A 17,777-nucleotide genomic window follows, 5' to 3' on the forward strand; every position below is an offset into this window, starting at 1 on the left:
GATGTTGTGCGGCTTCGCTCATCAAAATCTTCGATGACAACAGCGTGTGTCAACATTTTTACCGGGCGTGTCCTTCTGCCGGCCCTGTCGACAGACAGTTCGATGTCATGCCCGGTCGATAGGTCTTGGTTTGACTCGCCGTCGATGAAGCTAGGTTTCGTTCACGGCCGGATCGCGTCGCAGGCTCTGGCGCGTTCGTCTGTCCGGCTTCCGCGTCTCGAGCGTCGGGGGCGGTCGTCCGACGCGGATTTGACGTTGCTCGCGGCAGGCCCGGCACCCGGGCTGGGGTGCCGGGCGCTCGGAGGCCTCCGGGACAGGACGATGCGCATCGTGCCGGTTCCTGGATCCGGCACGATGCGCTAGGGATCGGCACCGGGCGGCCTCGTCGCCGCCGCAGGAGGCCCGCCGTGTCCGACCGAACGCCGTCGTGACGGCCTACAGTCTGCGGACCCGGCTGCTCGCCCTGTGGGTCCTGCTGCTGGCCTCCGCCGTCACGACCGGCTACCTGATGTTCGGCGTCTACGCCCAGTCCACCGGCGTCCAGGTCGCCCGGGCGGATATCGCGGTCGGACGGGCCTGCCGCGAGATCATCGACCGCTACGCCGCCCTGGTCGGCGTCCGGGGCGGTTCGATCGCCGAGGCCGACCTCGCCGGGGTCGTCGAGGCGGCGCTCGCCCGCCTCCCGGGCATCGAGGGCGGGATCTGGGGCGCCTCGGACGGTCCGATCGCCTACGCCTATCCGACCTATGAGGGGACCGGCCCGAAGACCGATCTCCCCGCCGCCGAACGGGACACGATCGCGGGTCTGAACGCCCAGGCCCTTCGCGTCGACCACGCCGTCTCGCTGAACCGGCCCAGCCGCACCCAGGTGCTGCTGCTCCAGGCCTGTCCCCTCCACGGGCCCGAGCCGGGGCTGACCGCCTGGGCCATGGGGCGCGCCCACGTCAACGACGGCCCGATCTATACGCGCTTCCTGGCGGGGCTCGGCTTCCTGGCCGCGACGGTGCTCGGCTCGGCGGCCTTCCTCGGGTGGTTCCTCTACGGGTTCTCCGGCCGGATCGCCCGGCTCGAAGCCGCCCTCGCGGCGCCGCGGCCGGACGGCGAAGACCTGCCCCGCCTCACCCGGACCGGCGAGCGCGAGCTCGACCGCCTCGTAGACGCCCTCAACGCGGCGGGCGGCCGGCTCCGGGAGGCCCGGGCCCGGGTGGTGGCCGCCGAGCGCCTGGCCGCGGTCGGCCGGCTCGCGGCGAGCGTCGCCCACGAGATCCGCAACCCGATCGCCGCGATGCGGCTGAAGGCCGAGAACGCCCTGGTCAGCGGCGATCCGGATCGGGCCGCCTCCGCCCTCCGGACCGTCCTCGGCCAGATCGCCCGGGTCGACACGCTGCTGCGCGATCTCCTGAACCTGACGCAGGCGCGCGCGCTCAACCGAACGCCGACCGCGATCGGGCCGCTGCTGGCGGACAGCGTGAGCCTGCACGAGGATCTCGCCGGCTCCGGCGGGGTCCGGATCGAGACCGCGGTCGACGGCCTGCCGGAGGGGGATCAGCCCCATATCGACCGGGTGCAGATCGGCCGCGCCCTGGACAACCTGCTGCTGAACGCCCTGCAGAACACGCCGCCCGGCGGGCGGGTGCGCCTCGGCGCCGAGCGCGTCACGGTCGACGGCGCGGTCCGCCTGCGGCTGCGGGTCAGCGATACCGGCGTCGGGATCGATCCCGCCATCCGCTCCAGCCTGTTCGAGCCCTTCGTCACTGGCCGCCCGGACGGGACCGGGCTCGGCCTCGCGATCGTACGCGAGATCGCCCTTGCCCATCGGGGCGAGGTCGGGCTGGTCGAGGACGCGCCGGAGACCACTTTCCTGCTGGACCTGCCATGGCGACCATCCTGATCGTCGACGACGACCCGGCCCTGCGCGAGGGGCTGGCCGAGACCGTGTCCGATCTCGGACACACGCCCCTGCCGGCGGCCTCCGGCTCGGAGGCCTTGGCGCTGCTGCGCGACAGCGCGGTCGCGGCGGTGCTCCTCGACCTGCGCATGCCCGGCGACCTCGACGGCCTGTCGACGCTGGAGCGGATCTGCGCGCTGCCGGACCGGCCACCCGTGACCGTGCTGACCGCCTTCGCCAGCCCGGCCAACACCATCGAGGCGATGCGCCTGGGTGCGCACGACCACCTGACCAAGCCGATCGGCCGGGCGGACCTCGCCGCCGCCCTGGACGCGATGCTGCGGATCGTCCGGCAGGCGGAGGCCGATCCGGCCGCACAGGCCGATCACCCGGGCCTCGTCGGATCCAGCGCGGGGATGCGGCGGGTCCAGAAGACGATCGGACTCGTGGCCGATACCGCCTCCACCGTGCTGATCCGGGGCGAGACCGGCACCGGCAAGGAGGAGGTGGCCCGGGCGCTCCACGCCTTCTCCCGCCGGCGGGCACGCCCCTTCGTCCCGGTGAATTGCGCGGCGATCCCGGGGGACCAGCTGGAGAGCGAGCTGTTCGGCCATGTCCGGGGGGCGTTCGCCGGGGCGGCGGTGGACCGGGCAGGCGCCTTCCATCTGGCCGAGGGCGGCACGCTGTTCTTGGACGAGATCGGCGACATGCCGGCGTCCATGCAGGCCAAGATCCTGCGGGTCATCCAGGATTGCGTGGTCACGCCGCTGGGCGGCCGTTCGGCGCGTGTCGATGTCCGCCTGGTGGCTGCGACCCATCGCGACCTCCCGGCGCTCGTCGCCGAGGGCCGGTTCCGCGCCGATCTGTATTACCGCCTCAACGTCGTGCCGATCATCCTGCCGCCGCTGCGCGAGCGCCTGGCCGACATCGTTCCGCTGGCCGAGCACTTCCTGGCCCGCTCGGGCAAGCGCCTCAGCCGGGGCGCTGCCTCCCGCCTGCTCGCCCACGATTGGCCCGGCAACGTCCGCGAATTGCGCAACGTGGTCGAGCGGGCCGCTGTGCTCGTGCGCGGCGGCGTGATCGACGCCGACGACCTCGACCTGCCGTCGGATAGGTCCGACCGGCCGGCCGGGGACGCGCTGCCCCCGGACTGGCTCTCCGGCGACCTGCCCGGCGCCGTCGCCCGGCTGGAGAGGACCATGATCGCCGCAGCGCTCCGCGCGGCGGACGGCAACAGGGCCCGGGCCGCCCGCCGTCTGGGGATCCAGCGCCAGCTCCTCTACGCCAAGATCGAGCGCTACGGTCTCGGCGCTGCGGGCGGCGACCTGTCCGGAGATGCGACATCCGATGTCGGAAATAACGACGCTTCCGAGCCGCCCGACGGAGGCTAAGCCCTTCATCGTCCAGGCAATCGCCGGGTTCCGCCGTGGCGCCGGGGAAGCGAGGGAACCGATCCTGCGCCGGGGCGTCGAGCCCCGCGTGTGACGCTCCATCGGGGCGCCGCCGTCCTTCGCGTTGGGGCTGGACCAGGATGAGCGGCATCACCACGGGTGCGACGACCCGGAATGCGGACGGCCAGATCCGCTCCACGCGCGCGCTGCGCGGCCTCGACGCGCTGAACTTCTTCCTGGCGGACGTGCGCGACGGGCTCGGCCCCTACCTTGCCATCTACCTGATCGCCGTGCGCGGCCCCGACCAGGGCTGGAACGAGGCCACCACGGGCCTCGTGATGACCATCGCGGGCATCCTTGGCCTCGTGGCACAGACACCGGCCGGCGCGCTGATCGACGCCACCAACCACAAGCGCGCCATCGTGATCGCCGGCGCCATCGCGGTGACGGCGAGCTGCCTGATCCTGCCGTTCATCGCAAATTTCTACCTCGTGACCGCGACCCAATCGATCGCCCACGTCGCCGGCACGATCTTCCCGCCGGCCCTGGCCGCGATCACCCTGGGGGTCGTCGGCCCAAAAATATTCGCCAAGAGGATCGGCCGCAACGAGGGCTTCAACCATGCCGGCAACGCGGTCTCGGCCGCGGTCGCGGGCGGCCTCGCCTACTTCTTCGGGCCGGTGGTGGTGTTCTGGATCATGGGCATCCTGGCGGCCCTCTCGATCGGCGCCATGCTGATGGTGCCGGCAGAGGCCATCGACAACGACCTCGCCCGCGGCATGACCGAGGGCGAGGTGCAGACACAGGAGAAGCCCTCGGGCCTCGCCACGCTGCTGCAGAACCGGGCCTTGCTGCTGTTCGCGGTGCTCTGCGCGATTTTCCACCTCGCCAACGCGGCGATGCTGACCTCGGTGGGCCAGCTGCTCACCCACCTCTCGGGCAAGGACCACGCGACGTCCCTGATCGCCGTCTGCATCGTCGCCGCGCAATGCGTGATGGTGCCGGTGGCGATCTTCGTCGGCGCCAAGGCCGACGTGATCGGCCGCAAGCCGATCTTCCTCGCGGCCTTCGGCGTGCTCGCCCTGCGCGGCGTGCTCTACACCCTGTCGAACAACCCGTTCTGGCTGGTCGGCGTCCAGCTCCTCGACGGGATCGGCGCCGGCGTCTACGGCGCGCTATTCCCGATCGTCGTGGCCGATCTCACCCGCGGCGGCGGCCGCTTCAACGCGGCCCAGGGCGCGGTCGCCACGGCCCAGGGCGTGGGCGCCTCGCTCAGCGCGACCTTCGCGGGGGTCATCATCGTCTCGGCCGGCTATTCCACGGCGTTCCTGTCGCTCGCGGCCATCGCCGGCCTGGGCTTCGTCCTCTACCTCACGCTGATGCCCGAGACCCGCGGTACCACCACCGCCGGGAGCGAGGCCGGTCTGCCGCTGGCCGTCCCGGCGAGCGCCTGATCGGATCCGAAGCGGGCGCGTCGGTCCTCGAGCGGGCGCGTCCGTTCAGGGAGCGTGAGCCGTTGCCGCTCGCTCAGCCGAGCGCGGCGACCACGGCCGCGGGGATTGTCGCCTCGGGTGGGGCCTTGCGCGAGACGTAATAGAGATTGACCGCGCGCCAGAAGGCGCTCTGCTCCTCGACCGAGCGGCGGGCGAGGGATTTTTCCAGGATCGACAGGGCGGCCCGTGCGGGCTCGCTCCGCTCGAGTTCCTCGAGCAGGCCGGCGAGATGCGGCATGGGGCTTACCTCCGAGCGGACACCAACTCCAGTAACGCCCGGGCTCCTCTAACGATCCGTTGCGCGCCTCCATCCCGCATGATCCTTGCCTCAGGCCGGGGCGCGGTTACCATCCCGCGCCGAGTTCCGACTCGTCATTCCCTCCACTCATCGAGGATCTGCGATGTTCTGTAGCCGAAGCGGTGCGGCGCCTGCCTTGCGCGGAGCGGTCTTCGCGCTGGCCCTGGCCGGCGGATTCGGGGCGAACCCGCTCCGCGCCCGCGAGATGCCCGAGGCCGGGGCGGCGGCGGCGGTGAAGAAGCCCAACGTCGTCATCCTCGCCACCGGCGGCACGATCGCCGGTGCCGGCGCCGACGCCGCCAACAGCGCCACCTACACCGCCGCCAAGGTGCCGGTCGACAAGCTGATCGCCGCCGTGCCGCAGATGAGCAGAATCGCCAATGTGCGCGGCGAGCAGGTCTTCCAGATCGCCTCGGAGAGCTTCACCGACGCGCAGCTCGTCCAGCTCGCCAAGCGGGTCTCCCAGCTCCTGAAGCAGGACGACGTCGACGGGGTCGTCGTCACCCACGGCACCGACACGCTGGAGGAGACCTCGTTCTTCCTCGACCTCGTGGTGAAGAGCGACAAGCCGATCGTGGTGGTCGGCTCGATGCGGCCGTCGACGGCGATCTCGGCGGACGGCGCCCTCAACCTCCTCGACGCCGTCACGGTGGCGGCCAGCAAGGAGGCGGTGGGCAAAGGCGTCACCGTGACGATGAACGACTACATCCAGTCCGGCCGCGACGTGAACAAGCGGACCAACGTCGTGCCGAGTGCCTTCTACAGCCAGTGGGGGCCCCTCGGCATGGTGGTCGAGGGCAAGACCTACTTCTACCGCTCGCTCTCGAAGCGCCACAACACGAGTTCCGAGTTCGACATCGACCAGATCGACAGCCTGCCTCTGGTGGGCATCGTCTACGGCTCGGGCAACATGATCCCCGGCGTCTACGACGCGGAGGTCCAGGCCGGAGCCAAGGCGATCGTCAACGCGGGAACCGGCAACGGCTCGGTGCCGGGCTACCTCGTGGACAAGCTCAAGGACATCCGCTCCAAGGGCACCCTCGTGATCCGCTCCTCGCGGGTGCCGGACGGCTTCGTCCTGCGCAACGCCGAGCAGCCTGACGATACCTACGACTGGGTGGTCGCCCACGACCTGAACCCCGCCAAGGCCAAGATCCTGGCCGCCGTGGCGCTGACCAAGACCAGCGACACCAAGGAGCTGCAGCGGATTTTCTGGGAGTATTGAGGGCGGAAACGCCTTCGATCTCCGCCGCGGCGGTGAAAGACCAAGCGCATCCCCCTCCCCCTCTGCGGGGGAGGGAGGGCACGCATCAGTTGCGCGCCGGCCGGGTTACATCCCGCAGCGCACCCTTTAGATATGGGCTCGCGACGCAGCCGCGCCGGTCGCGGCCCCGTCGGGGGCGGTCCGTCTGCACCGAGCCTAGAGGAACGAGCATGACCGAGCTTCATCCCGAGGTCGCGGCGGTCACCGAGCGTGTCGTGGCACGCTCCCGCCAGACCCGGCGCGCCTATCTCGACCTGATCGCCCGCGAGCGTGAGGCGGGGGTCCGGCGCGGCACCCTCGCCTGCGGCAACCTCGCCCACGGCTTCGCGGCCTCCGGCGAGGACAAGGCGGCGATCCGCGACGAGCGGACGGTGATGAATATCGGCATCGTCACCGCCTACAACGACATGCTGTCGGCCCATCAGCCCTACGGGCGCTATCCCGACCAGATCAAGCTGTTCGCCCGGGAGCGCGGCGCCACCGCCCAGGTGGCGGGCGGCACGCCGGCCATGTGCGATGGCGTCACCCAGGGCCAGAGCGGCATGGAGCTGTCGCTGTTCTCCAGGGACACGATTGCCCTCTCCACCGCGGTGGGCTTGAGCCACGGCATGTTCGACGGCGCGGCTCTGCTCGGCATCTGCGACAAGATCGTGCCGGGCCTGCTGATCGGGGCGCTCCGCTTCGGCCATCTGCCGACGATCCTGATCCCGGCCGGGCCGATGCCCTCGGGCCTCGCCAACAAGGAGAAGCAGCGGATCCGCCAGCTCTACGCCGAGGGCAAGGTCGGCCGCGCGGAACTCCTCGAATCCGAGTCGGCCTCCTATCACGGCGCCGGGACCTGCACGTTCTACGGCACCGCCAATTCCAACCAGATGATGATGGACATGATGGGCCTGCACATGCCGGGTGCGTCCTTCATCAATCCCGGCACGAAGCTGCGCCAGGCCGTGACCCGGGCGGCGATCCACCGGCTCACGGAGATCGGCGGCGCCGGCAACGATTACCGGCCGCTCGGCCTTTGCGTCGACGAGAAGGCGATCGTGAACGCCGCGGTCGGCCTGCTCGCCACGGGCGGATCGACCAATCACGCGATCCACCTGCCCGCCATCGCCCGCGCCGCCGGCATCGTGATCGACTGGGCTGATCTCGACCAGCTGTCCAACGCGGTGCCGCTGATCGCCCGGGTCTACCCGAACGGCGCGGGCGACGTGAACCACTTCCACGCCGCCGGCGGCATGAGCTTCGTGATGGCCGCGCTCCTGGATGCGGGTCTCCTGCACGACGACATTCTGACGGTGGCGGGCCAGTCCCTGCGCGACCATGCCCGCGACCCCAAGCTTGCCGGAGAAGAGCTGGTCTTCGAGGACGCTGTGGCGGAGAGCCTGGATGAGGCGATGCTGCGCCGGCCCGCCACCCCGTTCCAGCCGGACGGCGGCATGCGGCTGGTGCAGGGCAATCTCGGCCGGGCGACGTTCAAGACCAGCGCCGTGGAGGAGAGCCGCCGGACCATCGAGGCCCCGGCCCGGGTGTTCTCCGATCAGGACGACGTGCTCAAGGCCTTCAAGGCGGGCGAGCTGGAGCGGGACGTCGTGGTGGTGGTCCGGTTCCAGGGCCCGAAGGCCAACGGCATGCCGGAGCTGCACAAGCTCACCCCGCCGCTCGGCGTGCTCCAGGACCGCGGCCACAAGGTCGCCCTGGTCACGGATGGCCGCATGTCGGGGGCGTCCGGCAAGGTGCCGGCCGCGATCCACCTGAGCCCGGAGGCGCTCGGCGGCGGCCCGATCGGGCGGATCCGTGACGGCGACATCGTCCGGCTCAGCGCGGCCGACGGGCTGCTGGAGGTGCTGGTCGACGACGCGGAACTCGCCGCCCGCCCCGAGGCCGAGGCGCCGGCGCCGGCACAGGGCACCGGGCGGGAGCTGTTCGCCTTCATGCGCCACGGGGCCGACACGGCGGAGCGCGGCGCTTCGGCGATGCTCGCCGCCGCCGGCCTCTGAGACCGTAGGGGAGTCGCCGAGCATGAACGATCTGGCCAGCATCGACGCGCTGATGCGCTCCGTGCCCGTCATCCCGGTCCTGGTGATCGAGGACGTGGCCCAGGCCCGGCCCATCGCCGAGGCCCTGGTGAAGGGCGGTCTTACCGCCCTGGAGGTGACCCTGCGTACGCCGGCGGCCCTCGACGTGATCCGGGAGATGGCCCGGGTCGAGGGCGCGGTGGTCGGGGCCGGGACGCTCCTCAACCCCCGCGACCTCGACAACGCCCTGGCGGCGGGGGCCGAATTCATCGTCTCGCCGGGCCTGACCGAGCCCCTCACCGACGCCGCGAAGGCGAACGGCGTCCCCTACCTGCCGGGCATCGCCACGGCTGCCGACATCATGCGCGGCCTCGATTCCGGGCTCGACCGGTTCAAGTTCTTCCCGGCCGAGTCCGCGGGTGGGATCAAGGCGCTGAAGGCACACGCGGCGGTGTTCGGCGCGGTGCGGTTCTGCCCGACGGGGGGAATCACCGAGGCGAGCGCCCCGGACTGGCTGGCGATCCCGTCCGTGCTCTGCGTCGGCGGCAGCTGGGTGGTGAAGCCCGGCACGCCAGATCCCGCGGCGATCGAGACGGCGGCACGGGCGGCCGCGGGTTTGCGGACGGGGGCTTAGCCGCGGCCGGCCGCGCGGTCGGCTGCGGCGTCCGCCCTCTGCGGGCTGGCGGATTCATCCTTCGCGTTCGGGATCATCCCCAGGTCGACGAATCTGTCAGTCCAGATCTGCCATGCGCCCTCCCCCCCCCCTCTGCAGCCAGCGATGGTGACCATCGCAGCCCGCAGAGGGGGAATGAGACGCCCTGACCTGGCCTGCCTCACTCCGCCGGCAGCGGCTCCCGCCGCGACCGCGGCACGAACACGCCGCCCTCCGGCTCCAGCGTGATGCGCCGGTCATGGAAGGCGTCCAGCGTCGAGCGGTGGCCGATCGAAACGATCGTCGTCCCGGGTAGGCGCTCGCGCAGCATCCGATAGAGCGCCGCCTCGGAGGGCTCGTCCAGCGAGGCCGTGGCCTCGTCGAGGAACAGCCATTCCGGCTTGGACAGGATGGCCCGGGCGATGGCGAGCCGCTGCTGCTCGCCCCCCGACAGCCGCCGCTCCCACGTGTCGGTCTCGTCCAAGCGGTCCGCCAGCTGGGGCAGCTGCGCCGCCGTCAGGGCATCCCTGATCGCCGCGTCCGAGAACTGGTCGACGGTGTTCGGATAGACAACGGCCCCGCGGAGCGTGCCCTGGGGGATGTAGGGCCGCTGCGGCAGGACCAGGGCCGATTGCCCGGCCGGCACGTCCACCCGGCCCTTGCCGAACGGCCAGATCCCCGCGATGGCCCGGAACAGGGTCGACTTGCCCGATCCGGATGGCCCGGTGACCAGGGTCGCGCCGCCCCGCGGCAGCGTCAGCGCGTCGGCGGTGACGATCGGCCGGCCGTCCGGCAGGGCGAGCACCAGGCCGCGGGCGGTGACGTCGCCGGCCGTGTCGTTGCCCTGGACGAGGCCGTAGCCGGCCGTCTCCAATGCCTCAGCCTTGGTCATCGCCCGCCGGAAGGAGCCGAGACGATTGGTGTTGGCCTTGTAGGCGGCGAGCGTCGTGTAGGAGTCGACGAAGAACGACAGGGAACTCTGCACCTGCCCGAAGGCCTGCGAGGTCTGCTGCAGGGCACCCAGGGTGATCTTCTTGGCGAAGAAGGACGGCGCGGCCAGCACCATCGGGAAGATCACGCTCGCCTGCCGGTAGCTGAAGGTGAAGGCGATCAGCTTGATGCGGCGGAAGATGATGCCGACGTAGTTGTCGATGACGCTGTGGAACAGCGTCGAGAGCCGCGAGGCCTCCGCGCGCTCGCCGCGCAGCAGCGCGATCTGCTCCGAATAGATGCGGTTGCGGGCGAGCGCGAAGCGGAAATTCGCCTCGACCTGCTCCTGCCGGAAGTCGAGCCCGATCAGCGGCCGACCGATCAGGTGGGTGAGCCACGTGCCCACCACGGCGTAGCCGATCACCAGCCAGACCAGGAAGCCCGGGATCACCGCGTCGGTGAACGGCACGACGAAGTCGCGCGACAGGGTCCAGAGGATCACCATGAACGAGACCAGCTGCGCGGCCTGGCTCAGCAGCCGGATCGACAGGGTCGTCGTCTGAACGATGAAGCTGTTGACGTCGGCCTGGATGCGCTGATCGGGGTTGTCCGCCTCCTCGTCGGTGAACGGGATGCGATAATGCGTGCCGTTGCCGAGCCAGCGCTCGTACAGGCTGTGGGTCAGCCAGGTGCGCCAGCGGATGAGCAGCGAGGAATCGACGAACAGGTCGAACATGCCGATGGCGATGTTCAGGGTCGCCAGCGGCACGAACACCCAGAGCAGCTGGTACCAGAAGGCGTTGGCGTCGTATTCTTGCAGCGCGTTGTAGATGTCGCGGTAAAAGAAGTTGAACCGCAGCGTCAGCGCCACGTCGGCGAAGTTCACGAAGATCGACAGGGCGACGAGGTTGCGGCCGATCCGGCCCTCCGTGGTTCCGAACCAGCGGAACAGGCCGATCTCCTTGGTGGGTTTGTCGCGGTTTGCGAAGTACGGATCGGCGATGTTGGTGATCGCCCGGATCGGCTCGAGATAGGCGATGGCCAGCACGATCGCGGCGAACACCACCGCGCCCGTGGCCGCGAAGGCCGGGGGGAGCAGGGCCGCGACCACCGGCGGGAGCAGGCCCAGGGCGGCGACGGTCTTCGATCCGGCGAGCAGCAGGTAGCCGACGCCGTAGACCGAGACGAACACCTTCAGATAGGCGGAGATTCCGTTGGAGGCGATCAGGATGCCGGCCATCGCGAATCCGGCCAGCGAGACGTAGAGCGGCGGGCTCGGAATGCCAGGCAGCGCCAGCAGGATCAGCGCGGCTACGGCCGTGAGCACGGCCTGGATCCCGAGCCCGGTCCTGAGTGCGGCCACGCGTGTCTCCCGTCGCAACGCGCCCGGTGAGGGGCGCAACCCGGCGCCCTTGGTCCCGGTCAGTGGCGAGATAGTGGCCGTGACGCCGCGCTGTCGCGTGAAACTTTCGTCATCGTCCGGGCCTGCGTCGATTTACGCCGGCCGGCCGCTCACCAGTTCCATTCCTCGAAGCCCGGCTCGCGGCAATGATAGCCGATCGGGCATTGCGGATTGTCGCGGGTGGGCACGAAGCGCAATTCGGCGATCTCGGAGCCGCTGCACTGGCCGGGGCCGCTGACGAAACGCTCGGGCGCCGCGCCGGCGGCGATCACCACGTCCCGCTCGCCTCTCACCAATGCCATCGCCTCCGCGCAGGTCATCCGGGCCGTCATCGAACCGCGCGGCGCCCGGGATTGGGCGAACGCCTCCGCCCCGGTCGCGACCGCGACGAGGTGCACGCACAGCAAGGCGAGGGCCAGCGGCCTCATCAGACACGGGTCCAACATGCGCCCAGGAAGAAAGTCCGCGGGCATCGCACTATCCTGCACGGGCGGGCGGCCGGAGACTGTCACCGGAATGCGCCACCGGGCGGCTTTCGCCGTCGGACCGCCGCAATCGGCGGATTATGAGATTCCTGGAACGGCCGCCCGGCACGCCGGAGACGACGCGTCACCAGGGAGCCAAGGGATCCACCGATGTCCGCCCTTTCGATCCTCGATATCTCGGCCATCCGCGCCGCGCCCGTGTCCCGCGAGCCCTACGCCTACACCCTCGGCAGCAACGTCCTGAATCGCGACGCGATCGACGCGATTCGCCGCGACTTCCCTGACATCGCCAAGCCCGGTTACCTCACCGTGGACGAAGTCGCCCTGAAGGGCCGCTTCAAGGCGCTGATCGACGAGTTGGAGAGCGATGCCTTCTCGGAGATCCTGGGCGCGAAGTTCGGGATCGACCTCGTCTCCTGCCCGCGGCTCACCACGATCATGCGGCGCAGCCAGCCGAAATACGGTTCGATCCACACCGACGGCCCCTCGAAGGTGCTGACGCTCCTCGTCTACATGAACGACGCCTGGGACGCGCCGGCCGCCGGCCGGCTGCGGGTGCTGTACGACGGCCGGAACTACGAGCCCTTCGCCGTCGAGGTGCCGCCGACCATGGGGACGATGTTCGCGTTCCTGCGGGCCGACAATTCCTGGCACGGTCACGAGCCGTTCGAGGGCGAGCGGCGGGTGGTCCAGGTGGCGTGGCTGAAGGATGCCTCGGAGCTGGAACGCAAGCGCAAGCGCAACCGCACGGCGCAGTTCCTCAAGGGGATCTTCGGCCGCTGAACGGACGCGAGGGTCGGACGATGGGGGCGGTGGTGCTGGCGGATCCGGGCGGGGGACCTCGTTCCGTGTCCAGGCGTCGCTACGTGCTGCCGGTGCTCCTCGTCATCGGCTGGGCCGGGCTCTTCGCCTACAGCGCGGCCTACCTCACCGAGGATCTGCCCTTCCGGCCCCAGAAGCCTGAAGCGGCCTCACCCGTCGAAACCGCCTCCGGGCAGGCGCCGTCGCCGCGACCGGTGATCGTCCTCGACAGGCCGCGCGGCTCCGGCCCCGGGCCGGCCGCGGATGCGGTGCCGGCCGTCCAGGCCATCCGGGCGCCGGCTCCCCCGTCCCGTCCCGCACCGGCGCCCGTCGGCGCCGAGTATGTCGGCCTCTGGGGCCCGCACCCGAACGCCTGCGCGGCCCGCTCGCGGCGGCGGGGCTACATCCCGGCGATGATCGCGCAGGATCAGGCCCGGGCCGGCCGCACGCTCTGCACCTTCCACGACACGCGCCGCGCCGGAAACGCGTGGGTGACCGCGGCCGAGTGCAACGACCGCGGCCGCCGCTGGGCGTCACAGGTCCGGCTGACGGTGGAGGGCGATCACCTGACTTGGTCGAGCAGCCGCGGCACCGTGACCTACACCCGCTGCGGCCGGCGCGCGGGCTAGGCGTTCGACCGCTCGGCCGCCTCCAGCACGATCCGCGCGGCGGCCCGGCTCGGCGTGTCGGCATCCCGGAGCCGCATCCGCGCGTCGATCCGGGCGAGCGCCGCACATTGCGCCGCGCGCGCCGCGCCCCCCCTCAGAAGGGGCGACAGGGCTTCGGCGAGCCGTTCCGGCGTGCAATCCGCCTGGACGAACTCCGGCATGGCGTTCTCGGCGAGGATCAGGTTCGGCAGAACGATGCTCGGGACCTGGATCAGCCGGCGGGCGATGACTTCCTCCATCCGGGAGACCTTGTAGGCGACGACCATAGGGACGCCCGCCAGCGCCAGTTCCAGCGTCACGGTCCCCGAGGCCGCCAGCGCCGCGCGCGCGCCGCGGAACGCCGCGTATTTCGGCGCCTCGCCGGTGACGATCCGCACAGGAGCCGGCCAATCCGCCGACAGGCGCTCGATCAGGGCGCGATGGCGCGTCACGGCGGGCAGCACCGCCTCGACCGGCAGCACTTGCGCCAGCCGGGCGAGCGCCTGTCCGAAGACCGGCATCAGCCGCTCGATCTCGGACCGGCGCGACCCGGGCAGGACCACGAGGCTGTATGGCTCCGCCTCCCGGTGCCGGAGATCCGCGCCGGCCGGGCGCAGCTCGGGCAGGCGCTCGATCAGCGGGTGCCCGACATAGGTGCAGGGTGGACCCCCGAGCCGCAGATGCGCGTCGGGTTCGAAGGGCAGCAGCGCCAGCACGTGGTCGATGAACGGGCGCATGCCCTTCGCCCGCCAGGGGCGCCACGCCCAGACGCTCGGCGAAACGTAATCGATGATCGGGATGGCGGGGGCCGCCCTGCGCACCCGCTTGGCTACGGCGTGGGTGAAGCCGGGGCTGTCGATGATCACGAGCACGTCCGGCCGGGCGCGCACCGCCGCCTCGGCGGTCTCGCGGATCCGCCGCAGAAGCGTGCGGGCGCGGGCGAGCACCGGCAGGTAGCCCATCACCGCGACGTCATCCAGGGGGAACAGGGAGGGGAAGCCCGCCTCCGCCATCGCCTCGCCCCCGACCCCGCCGAAGGCCGTATCGGGGGCCGTCTCGCGCAAAGCCCGCATCAGCTTGGCGCCGAGCTGGTCGCCGGAATCCTCGCCGGCGACCAGCCAGATGGTGGGTGATCGCGCCGTCACGGCGCGCCCCCGTAGCCGACCACGAACAGGCCGAGCCGGTCCGCCTCCGCGGCGGTGGCGGCGCGGTCGATCACCAGGGTCCCGCCGGCTTCGAGGGCGAGGCCGACACAGCCGGCCCGGGCGGCGTTGCGCACCGTGCGCGGCCCGACCGCCGGCAGGTCGACGCGCAGATCCTGGCCGACCTTGGGCGCCTTCACCAGCACGGTCGCGGGGAGCGGCCGCCCCCAGCCGAGCGGTCGCCGCCCGAGGGCGCGCGCCCGGGCGAGCATCCGGTCCGTCCCTTCGGGTCCCTCGGCGGCCAGCACCCGCGCGCCGGCCACCACCACGGCCTGCCCGAGGTCGAAGGGCGAGAGCGCGGCCAGCACGCCGTATCCGGTCCGGATCGAGGCGGCCGCCTCCGCGCCCGGCGCCCGGCGCCCGATCGGCCCCTCCGGGCAGAGCAGATCCGGCGCCGCCTCGTGGACGCCGAGGATCCGGTGACCCTCCTCCTCGACGAGGGTCAGCGCCGCGCGCAGGAGCCGGTCGTCGCCGCCGCCCGCGATGGCGCGCAGGGCCTCCCGGTTGCGCAGGGCCGCCCCGGCGTTGAGGATCGCCGCCGGGCTCGGGCGCGAGACGCCCCCGGCCGGGATCACGAGGGCCGGCCCCCATCGGCGCAGCAGCTTCAGGGTGGCGGCGAGGTCGAGGAGGTCGACGGTGGCATCCGCGCTGGCGCGCAGGCCCCGCCCGGTGAAGCCCCGGAGCGCGATCACCCGGAACGGCCGACGCGCCCGGCGCAGGGATTCGGCGACGAGTTCGGGCAGGCGCCCGGCCCCGGCGATCAGCACGAGGGCGCCCTCGGGCACAGGATCGGCCTCCGCCATGGCCCGGGCCGTTCAGGCGGCGCCGATCGGGGTCGGGACCTCGCGCGGCGTGCAGATTGAGCGCTTGCCGCCGACGCGGATGAAATCGAGGATCTCCCGCACCGCCGCGTGGGACTCGAAGGTCGCGGCCACGTCTTCCACGCGCTCCATCAGCGTGCCCTCCGGGGCGAAGAGCAGGCGGTAGGCCCGCCGCAGGGCGTGGATGTCCTCCCGGGCGAAGCCCCGGCGCTGCAGGCCGATGATGTTGAGCCCCGACAGGCAGGCCCGGTTGCCCAGCACCATCCCGTAGGGAATGCAGTCGTTCTCCAGGCCCGAGAGCCCGCCCACGAAGGCATGGGCCCCGACCCGGGCGAACTGGATCACGGCGGCGCCGCCGCCGAGGATCGCGTAATCGCCCACCGCGCAATGGCCGGCCAGCATCACGTTGTTGGAGAAGATGACGTGATCGCCCACCCGGCAATCGTGGCCGACATGGGAATTGGCCAGGAAGGTGCCGTGATCGCCCACCACCGTCTCGAGGCCGCCGCCGCTCGTGCCGGGATTCATGGTGACGCCCTCGCGGATCAGGCAATCCGAGCCGATCGTGAGGGTCGAGGCCTCGCCCCGGTATTTCAGGTCCTGCGGCGGGTGCCCGATCGACGCGAAGGGGAAGATCCGGGTGCGCGGGCCGATCGTGGTGCGGCCCGCCAGGACCACGTGGCTGACGAGTTCGCAATCCGGCCCGAGCTCGACCTCGGGCCCGACATGGCAGAAGGGACCGATCCGCACCCCGTCGCCGATCCGCGCGCCCGGCTCGATCACGGCGCTCGCGTGGATCGCGGCCGCGCTCACTCGGTCACCAGCATGGCGCCGATCTCGGCCTCCGCCACCAGGGTGCCGTCGACCCGGGCCTCGCCGCGGAACCACCACATGGTCCGGCGCTGGTTCATCTTCCGCATGTGGAAGCGCACCTGATCGCCGGGGGTCACCGGCTTGCGGAACTTGCACTTGTCGATGGTCATGAAGAACACCTGCTTGGTGCGCAGCTCGTCCGTGCGGATATGACGGCAGCAGATCGCCCCGGCCGTCTGGGCCATGCCCTCGATCAGCAGCACGCCCGGGAAGACCGGCAGGCCGGGAAAATGCCCCATGAATTGCGGCTCGTTGGCCGTGACATTCTTGATCCCGACGCAGGATTCGTCGCGGTCGATCTCGACGATGCGGTCGACCATCAGGAACGGATAGCGGTGCGGCAGCAATTCCAGCAGCGTCTGGATATCGGCTATGCCCAGCTCGCCGCCGGTCTCGCGCGCCGCCTCACTCATCAAATCCCGCACCTCGACGTGCCGCCCGCGGCGGCCTGGCATCCGGCCGCCGATGGCGGACAGAGCGCTCTCTTCGGAAGAAATCGCCGGAAGCGCAAGGCCTTCCGGACAAACCGGCCGGATCCGGGAGGGCTCAGGCCTCGTCCTCCGCCGGGGCCTTCCCGGAGCGCTCGGCGAGGCGCGCCAGCGTCGTCAGCTCGCGGAACCAGGCCCGGACCGGCTTGGCCGGCGTCCCGCCCCAGCGGCTGCCCGGGGGCACGTCGCGGTTGACGTTGGACGAGCCGGCGATCTGCGCGCCGCGTCCGATGCGCAGATGGCCCACCACCCCGACCTGCCCGCCGAGGACCACGTAATCCTCCAGCGTGGTCGAGCCGGAGATGCCGACCCCGGACACGATCACGCAGTGGCGCCCGATGACGACGTTGTGGGCAATCTGCACGAGGTTGTCGATCTTGGTCCCCTCCCCGATCACCGTATCGCGCGAGGCGCCCCGGTCGATCGTGGTGTTGGCGCCGATCTCGACATCGTCCTGCACGATCACCCGGCCGATCTGCGGGACCTTGAGATGCGTCGCGCCCATGGCGAAGCCGAACCCGTCCTGGCCGAGCCGCGCCCCCGGGTGGAGGATCACCCGGTTCCCCAGCAGGGCGTGGCTGAGGGTCGTGCCGGCGCCGATCGCGCAGTCGCGCCCGATGCGCACGCCCGGGCCGATCACCGCGTTCGGACCGACCACCGTCCCCGCCCCGATCTCGGCGCCCGGGCCGATCACCGCACCCGGATCGACCGTGACGCCGTCCTCGAGCCGGGCTTCCGGATGGACATGGGCCCCCGGGGCGATGCCGCGGGCGGCGAATTGCGAGCCGGGACGCAGGGCGTCGGGGTGAAGGCGCCCGAGCAGCGTGGCGTAGGCGCGGTAGGGATCGCGGCTGACCAGGGCGACGGTCCCGGCCGGGCACCGGGCCACGAAGCGTGGCGAGACCAGGCAGGCGCCCGCCCGGGTCGTGGCCAGTGCATCGCCGTAGCGGGCATTGTCCATGTAGGCGAGGTGCTGCGGCCCCGCATTTTCCAGGGGCGCCGCACCGACGAGCCGAGCTTGCGGATCGGCGCCCTCCGGGAGGGCGGCGCCGGCGACCCCCGCGATCTCCGCGAGGGTCAGATCTGCCGCGGCGGCGAAGAAGATGAGGTCGGTCATGCGCGATAAC

The 17,777-nt window shown here is 71.4% G+C and carries 16 protein-coding genes; 8 read left to right on the forward strand and 8 right to left on the reverse strand.

Annotation, left to right across the window (positions count from 1 at the left end; all coding sequences use genetic code 11):
* The first annotated feature begins 427 nt into the window (after positions 1-427).
* The 3 genes from AC3IF3_RS06520 (at position 428) to AC3IF3_RS06530 (ending at position 4,733) form a co-directional block, all read left to right on the forward strand.
* Positions 428-1,891, forward strand: a complete 1,464-nt coding sequence (locus AC3IF3_RS06520) for a sensor histidine kinase (protein WP_489227898.1) — start codon at positions 428-430, stop codon at positions 1,889-1,891.
* A complete protein-coding gene (locus tag AC3IF3_RS06525; protein ID WP_489227899.1) occupies positions 1,876-3,279 on the forward strand; it encodes a sigma-54-dependent transcriptional regulator in 1,404 nt (467 codons plus the stop codon). The genes AC3IF3_RS06520 and AC3IF3_RS06525 overlap by 16 nt, the downstream gene beginning before the upstream one ends.
* A 140-nt stretch (positions 3,280-3,419) precedes the next feature.
* Positions 3,420-4,733 (forward strand): MFS transporter, encoded by a 1,314-nt coding sequence (locus AC3IF3_RS06530; protein ID WP_489227901.1) that lies wholly within the window; start codon positions 3,420-3,422, stop codon positions 4,731-4,733.
* Between the two features lie 73 nt (positions 4,734-4,806).
* Here AC3IF3_RS06530 and AC3IF3_RS06535 read toward each other — a convergent pair whose 3' ends face one another.
* Positions 4,807-5,010: a hypothetical protein gene (locus AC3IF3_RS06535; protein WP_489220187.1), complete on the reverse strand. Its 204-nt coding sequence runs from the start codon at positions 5,008-5,010 to the stop codon at positions 4,807-4,809.
* 163 nt (positions 5,011-5,173) lie between these two features.
* Between AC3IF3_RS06535 and AC3IF3_RS06540 the strand changes: the two genes are divergently transcribed.
* The 3 genes from AC3IF3_RS06540 to eda all read left to right on the forward strand — a co-directional run bounded on the left by AC3IF3_RS06540 (position 5,174) and on the right by eda (position 8,983).
* A complete protein-coding gene (locus AC3IF3_RS06540; protein ID WP_489227903.1) occupies positions 5,174-6,295 on the forward strand; it encodes an asparaginase in 1,122 nt (373 codons plus the stop codon).
* Positions 6,296-6,504: 209 nt separating this feature from the next.
* Positions 6,505-8,331, forward strand: coding sequence for a phosphogluconate dehydratase (gene edd, locus AC3IF3_RS06545; protein ID WP_489227905.1), 1,827 nt, complete (start codon positions 6,505-6,507; stop codon positions 8,329-8,331).
* 22 nt (positions 8,332-8,353) lie between these two features.
* On the forward strand, positions 8,354-8,983 hold the full coding sequence (gene eda, locus AC3IF3_RS06550) for a bifunctional 4-hydroxy-2-oxoglutarate aldolase/2-dehydro-3-deoxy-phosphogluconate aldolase (RefSeq protein ID WP_489227907.1): 630 nt from the start codon (positions 8,354-8,356) through the stop codon (positions 8,981-8,983).
* A 199-nt stretch (positions 8,984-9,182) separates the two neighbouring features.
* Here eda and AC3IF3_RS06555 read toward each other — a convergent pair whose 3' ends face one another.
* Positions 9,183-11,294 carry an ABC transporter ATP-binding protein/permease gene (locus AC3IF3_RS06555; RefSeq protein ID WP_489227909.1) on the reverse strand — a complete coding sequence of 704 codons (2,112 nt, stop codon included), beginning with the start codon at positions 11,292-11,294 and terminating at the stop codon, positions 9,183-9,185.
* A gap of 149 nt (positions 11,295-11,443) precedes the next feature.
* The gene (locus tag AC3IF3_RS06560; RefSeq protein WP_243969173.1) at positions 11,444-11,761 is read right to left on the reverse strand and encodes a hypothetical protein; all 318 of its coding nucleotides are present in this window, start codon (positions 11,759-11,761) and stop codon (positions 11,444-11,446) included.
* Positions 11,762-11,968: 207 nt separating this feature from the next.
* Between AC3IF3_RS06560 and AC3IF3_RS06565 the strand changes: the two genes are divergently transcribed.
* Positions 11,969-12,601 (forward strand): 2OG-Fe(II) oxygenase, encoded by a 633-nt coding sequence (locus AC3IF3_RS06565; RefSeq protein ID WP_489227910.1) that lies wholly within the window; start codon positions 11,969-11,971, stop codon positions 12,599-12,601.
* A 65-nt stretch (positions 12,602-12,666) separates the two neighbouring features.
* The gene (locus AC3IF3_RS06570; protein WP_489227912.1) at positions 12,667-13,248 is read left to right on the forward strand and encodes a peptidase inhibitor family I36 protein; all 582 of its coding nucleotides are present in this window, start codon (positions 12,667-12,669) and stop codon (positions 13,246-13,248) included.
* On the opposite strand, the gene lpxB is transcribed toward AC3IF3_RS06570, so the two are convergent.
* The 5 genes from lpxB to lpxD all read right to left on the reverse strand — a co-directional run bounded on the left by lpxB (position 13,245) and on the right by lpxD (position 17,767).
* The gene (gene lpxB, locus AC3IF3_RS06575; protein WP_489231257.1) at positions 13,245-14,339 is read right to left on the reverse strand and encodes a lipid-A-disaccharide synthase; all 1,095 of its coding nucleotides are present in this window, start codon (positions 14,337-14,339) and stop codon (positions 13,245-13,247) included. The genes AC3IF3_RS06570 and lpxB overlap by 4 nt on opposite strands.
* Before the next feature lie 68 nt (positions 14,340-14,407).
* Positions 14,408-15,271 carry an LpxI family protein gene (locus tag AC3IF3_RS06580; RefSeq protein WP_489227914.1) on the reverse strand — a complete coding sequence of 288 codons (864 nt, stop codon included), beginning with the start codon at positions 15,269-15,271 and terminating at the stop codon, positions 14,408-14,410.
* Between the two features lie 12 nt (positions 15,272-15,283).
* Positions 15,284-16,102 (reverse strand): acyl-ACP--UDP-N-acetylglucosamine O-acyltransferase, encoded by an 819-nt coding sequence (gene lpxA, locus AC3IF3_RS06585; RefSeq protein ID WP_243969181.1) that lies wholly within the window; start codon positions 16,100-16,102, stop codon positions 15,284-15,286.
* Positions 16,099-16,575 (reverse strand): 3-hydroxyacyl-ACP dehydratase FabZ, encoded by a 477-nt coding sequence (fabZ, locus tag AC3IF3_RS06590; protein ID WP_243969182.1) that lies wholly within the window; start codon positions 16,573-16,575, stop codon positions 16,099-16,101. The genes lpxA and fabZ overlap by 4 nt, the downstream gene beginning before the upstream one ends.
* 133 nt (positions 16,576-16,708) lie before the next feature.
* Positions 16,709-17,767 carry a UDP-3-O-(3-hydroxymyristoyl)glucosamine N-acyltransferase gene (gene lpxD, locus AC3IF3_RS06595; protein ID WP_243969184.1) on the reverse strand — a complete coding sequence of 353 codons (1,059 nt, stop codon included), beginning with the start codon at positions 17,765-17,767 and terminating at the stop codon, positions 16,709-16,711.
* Positions 17,768-17,777: the final 10 nt, after the last annotated feature.

The organism is Methylobacterium sp. J-118 (assembly GCF_057836565.1).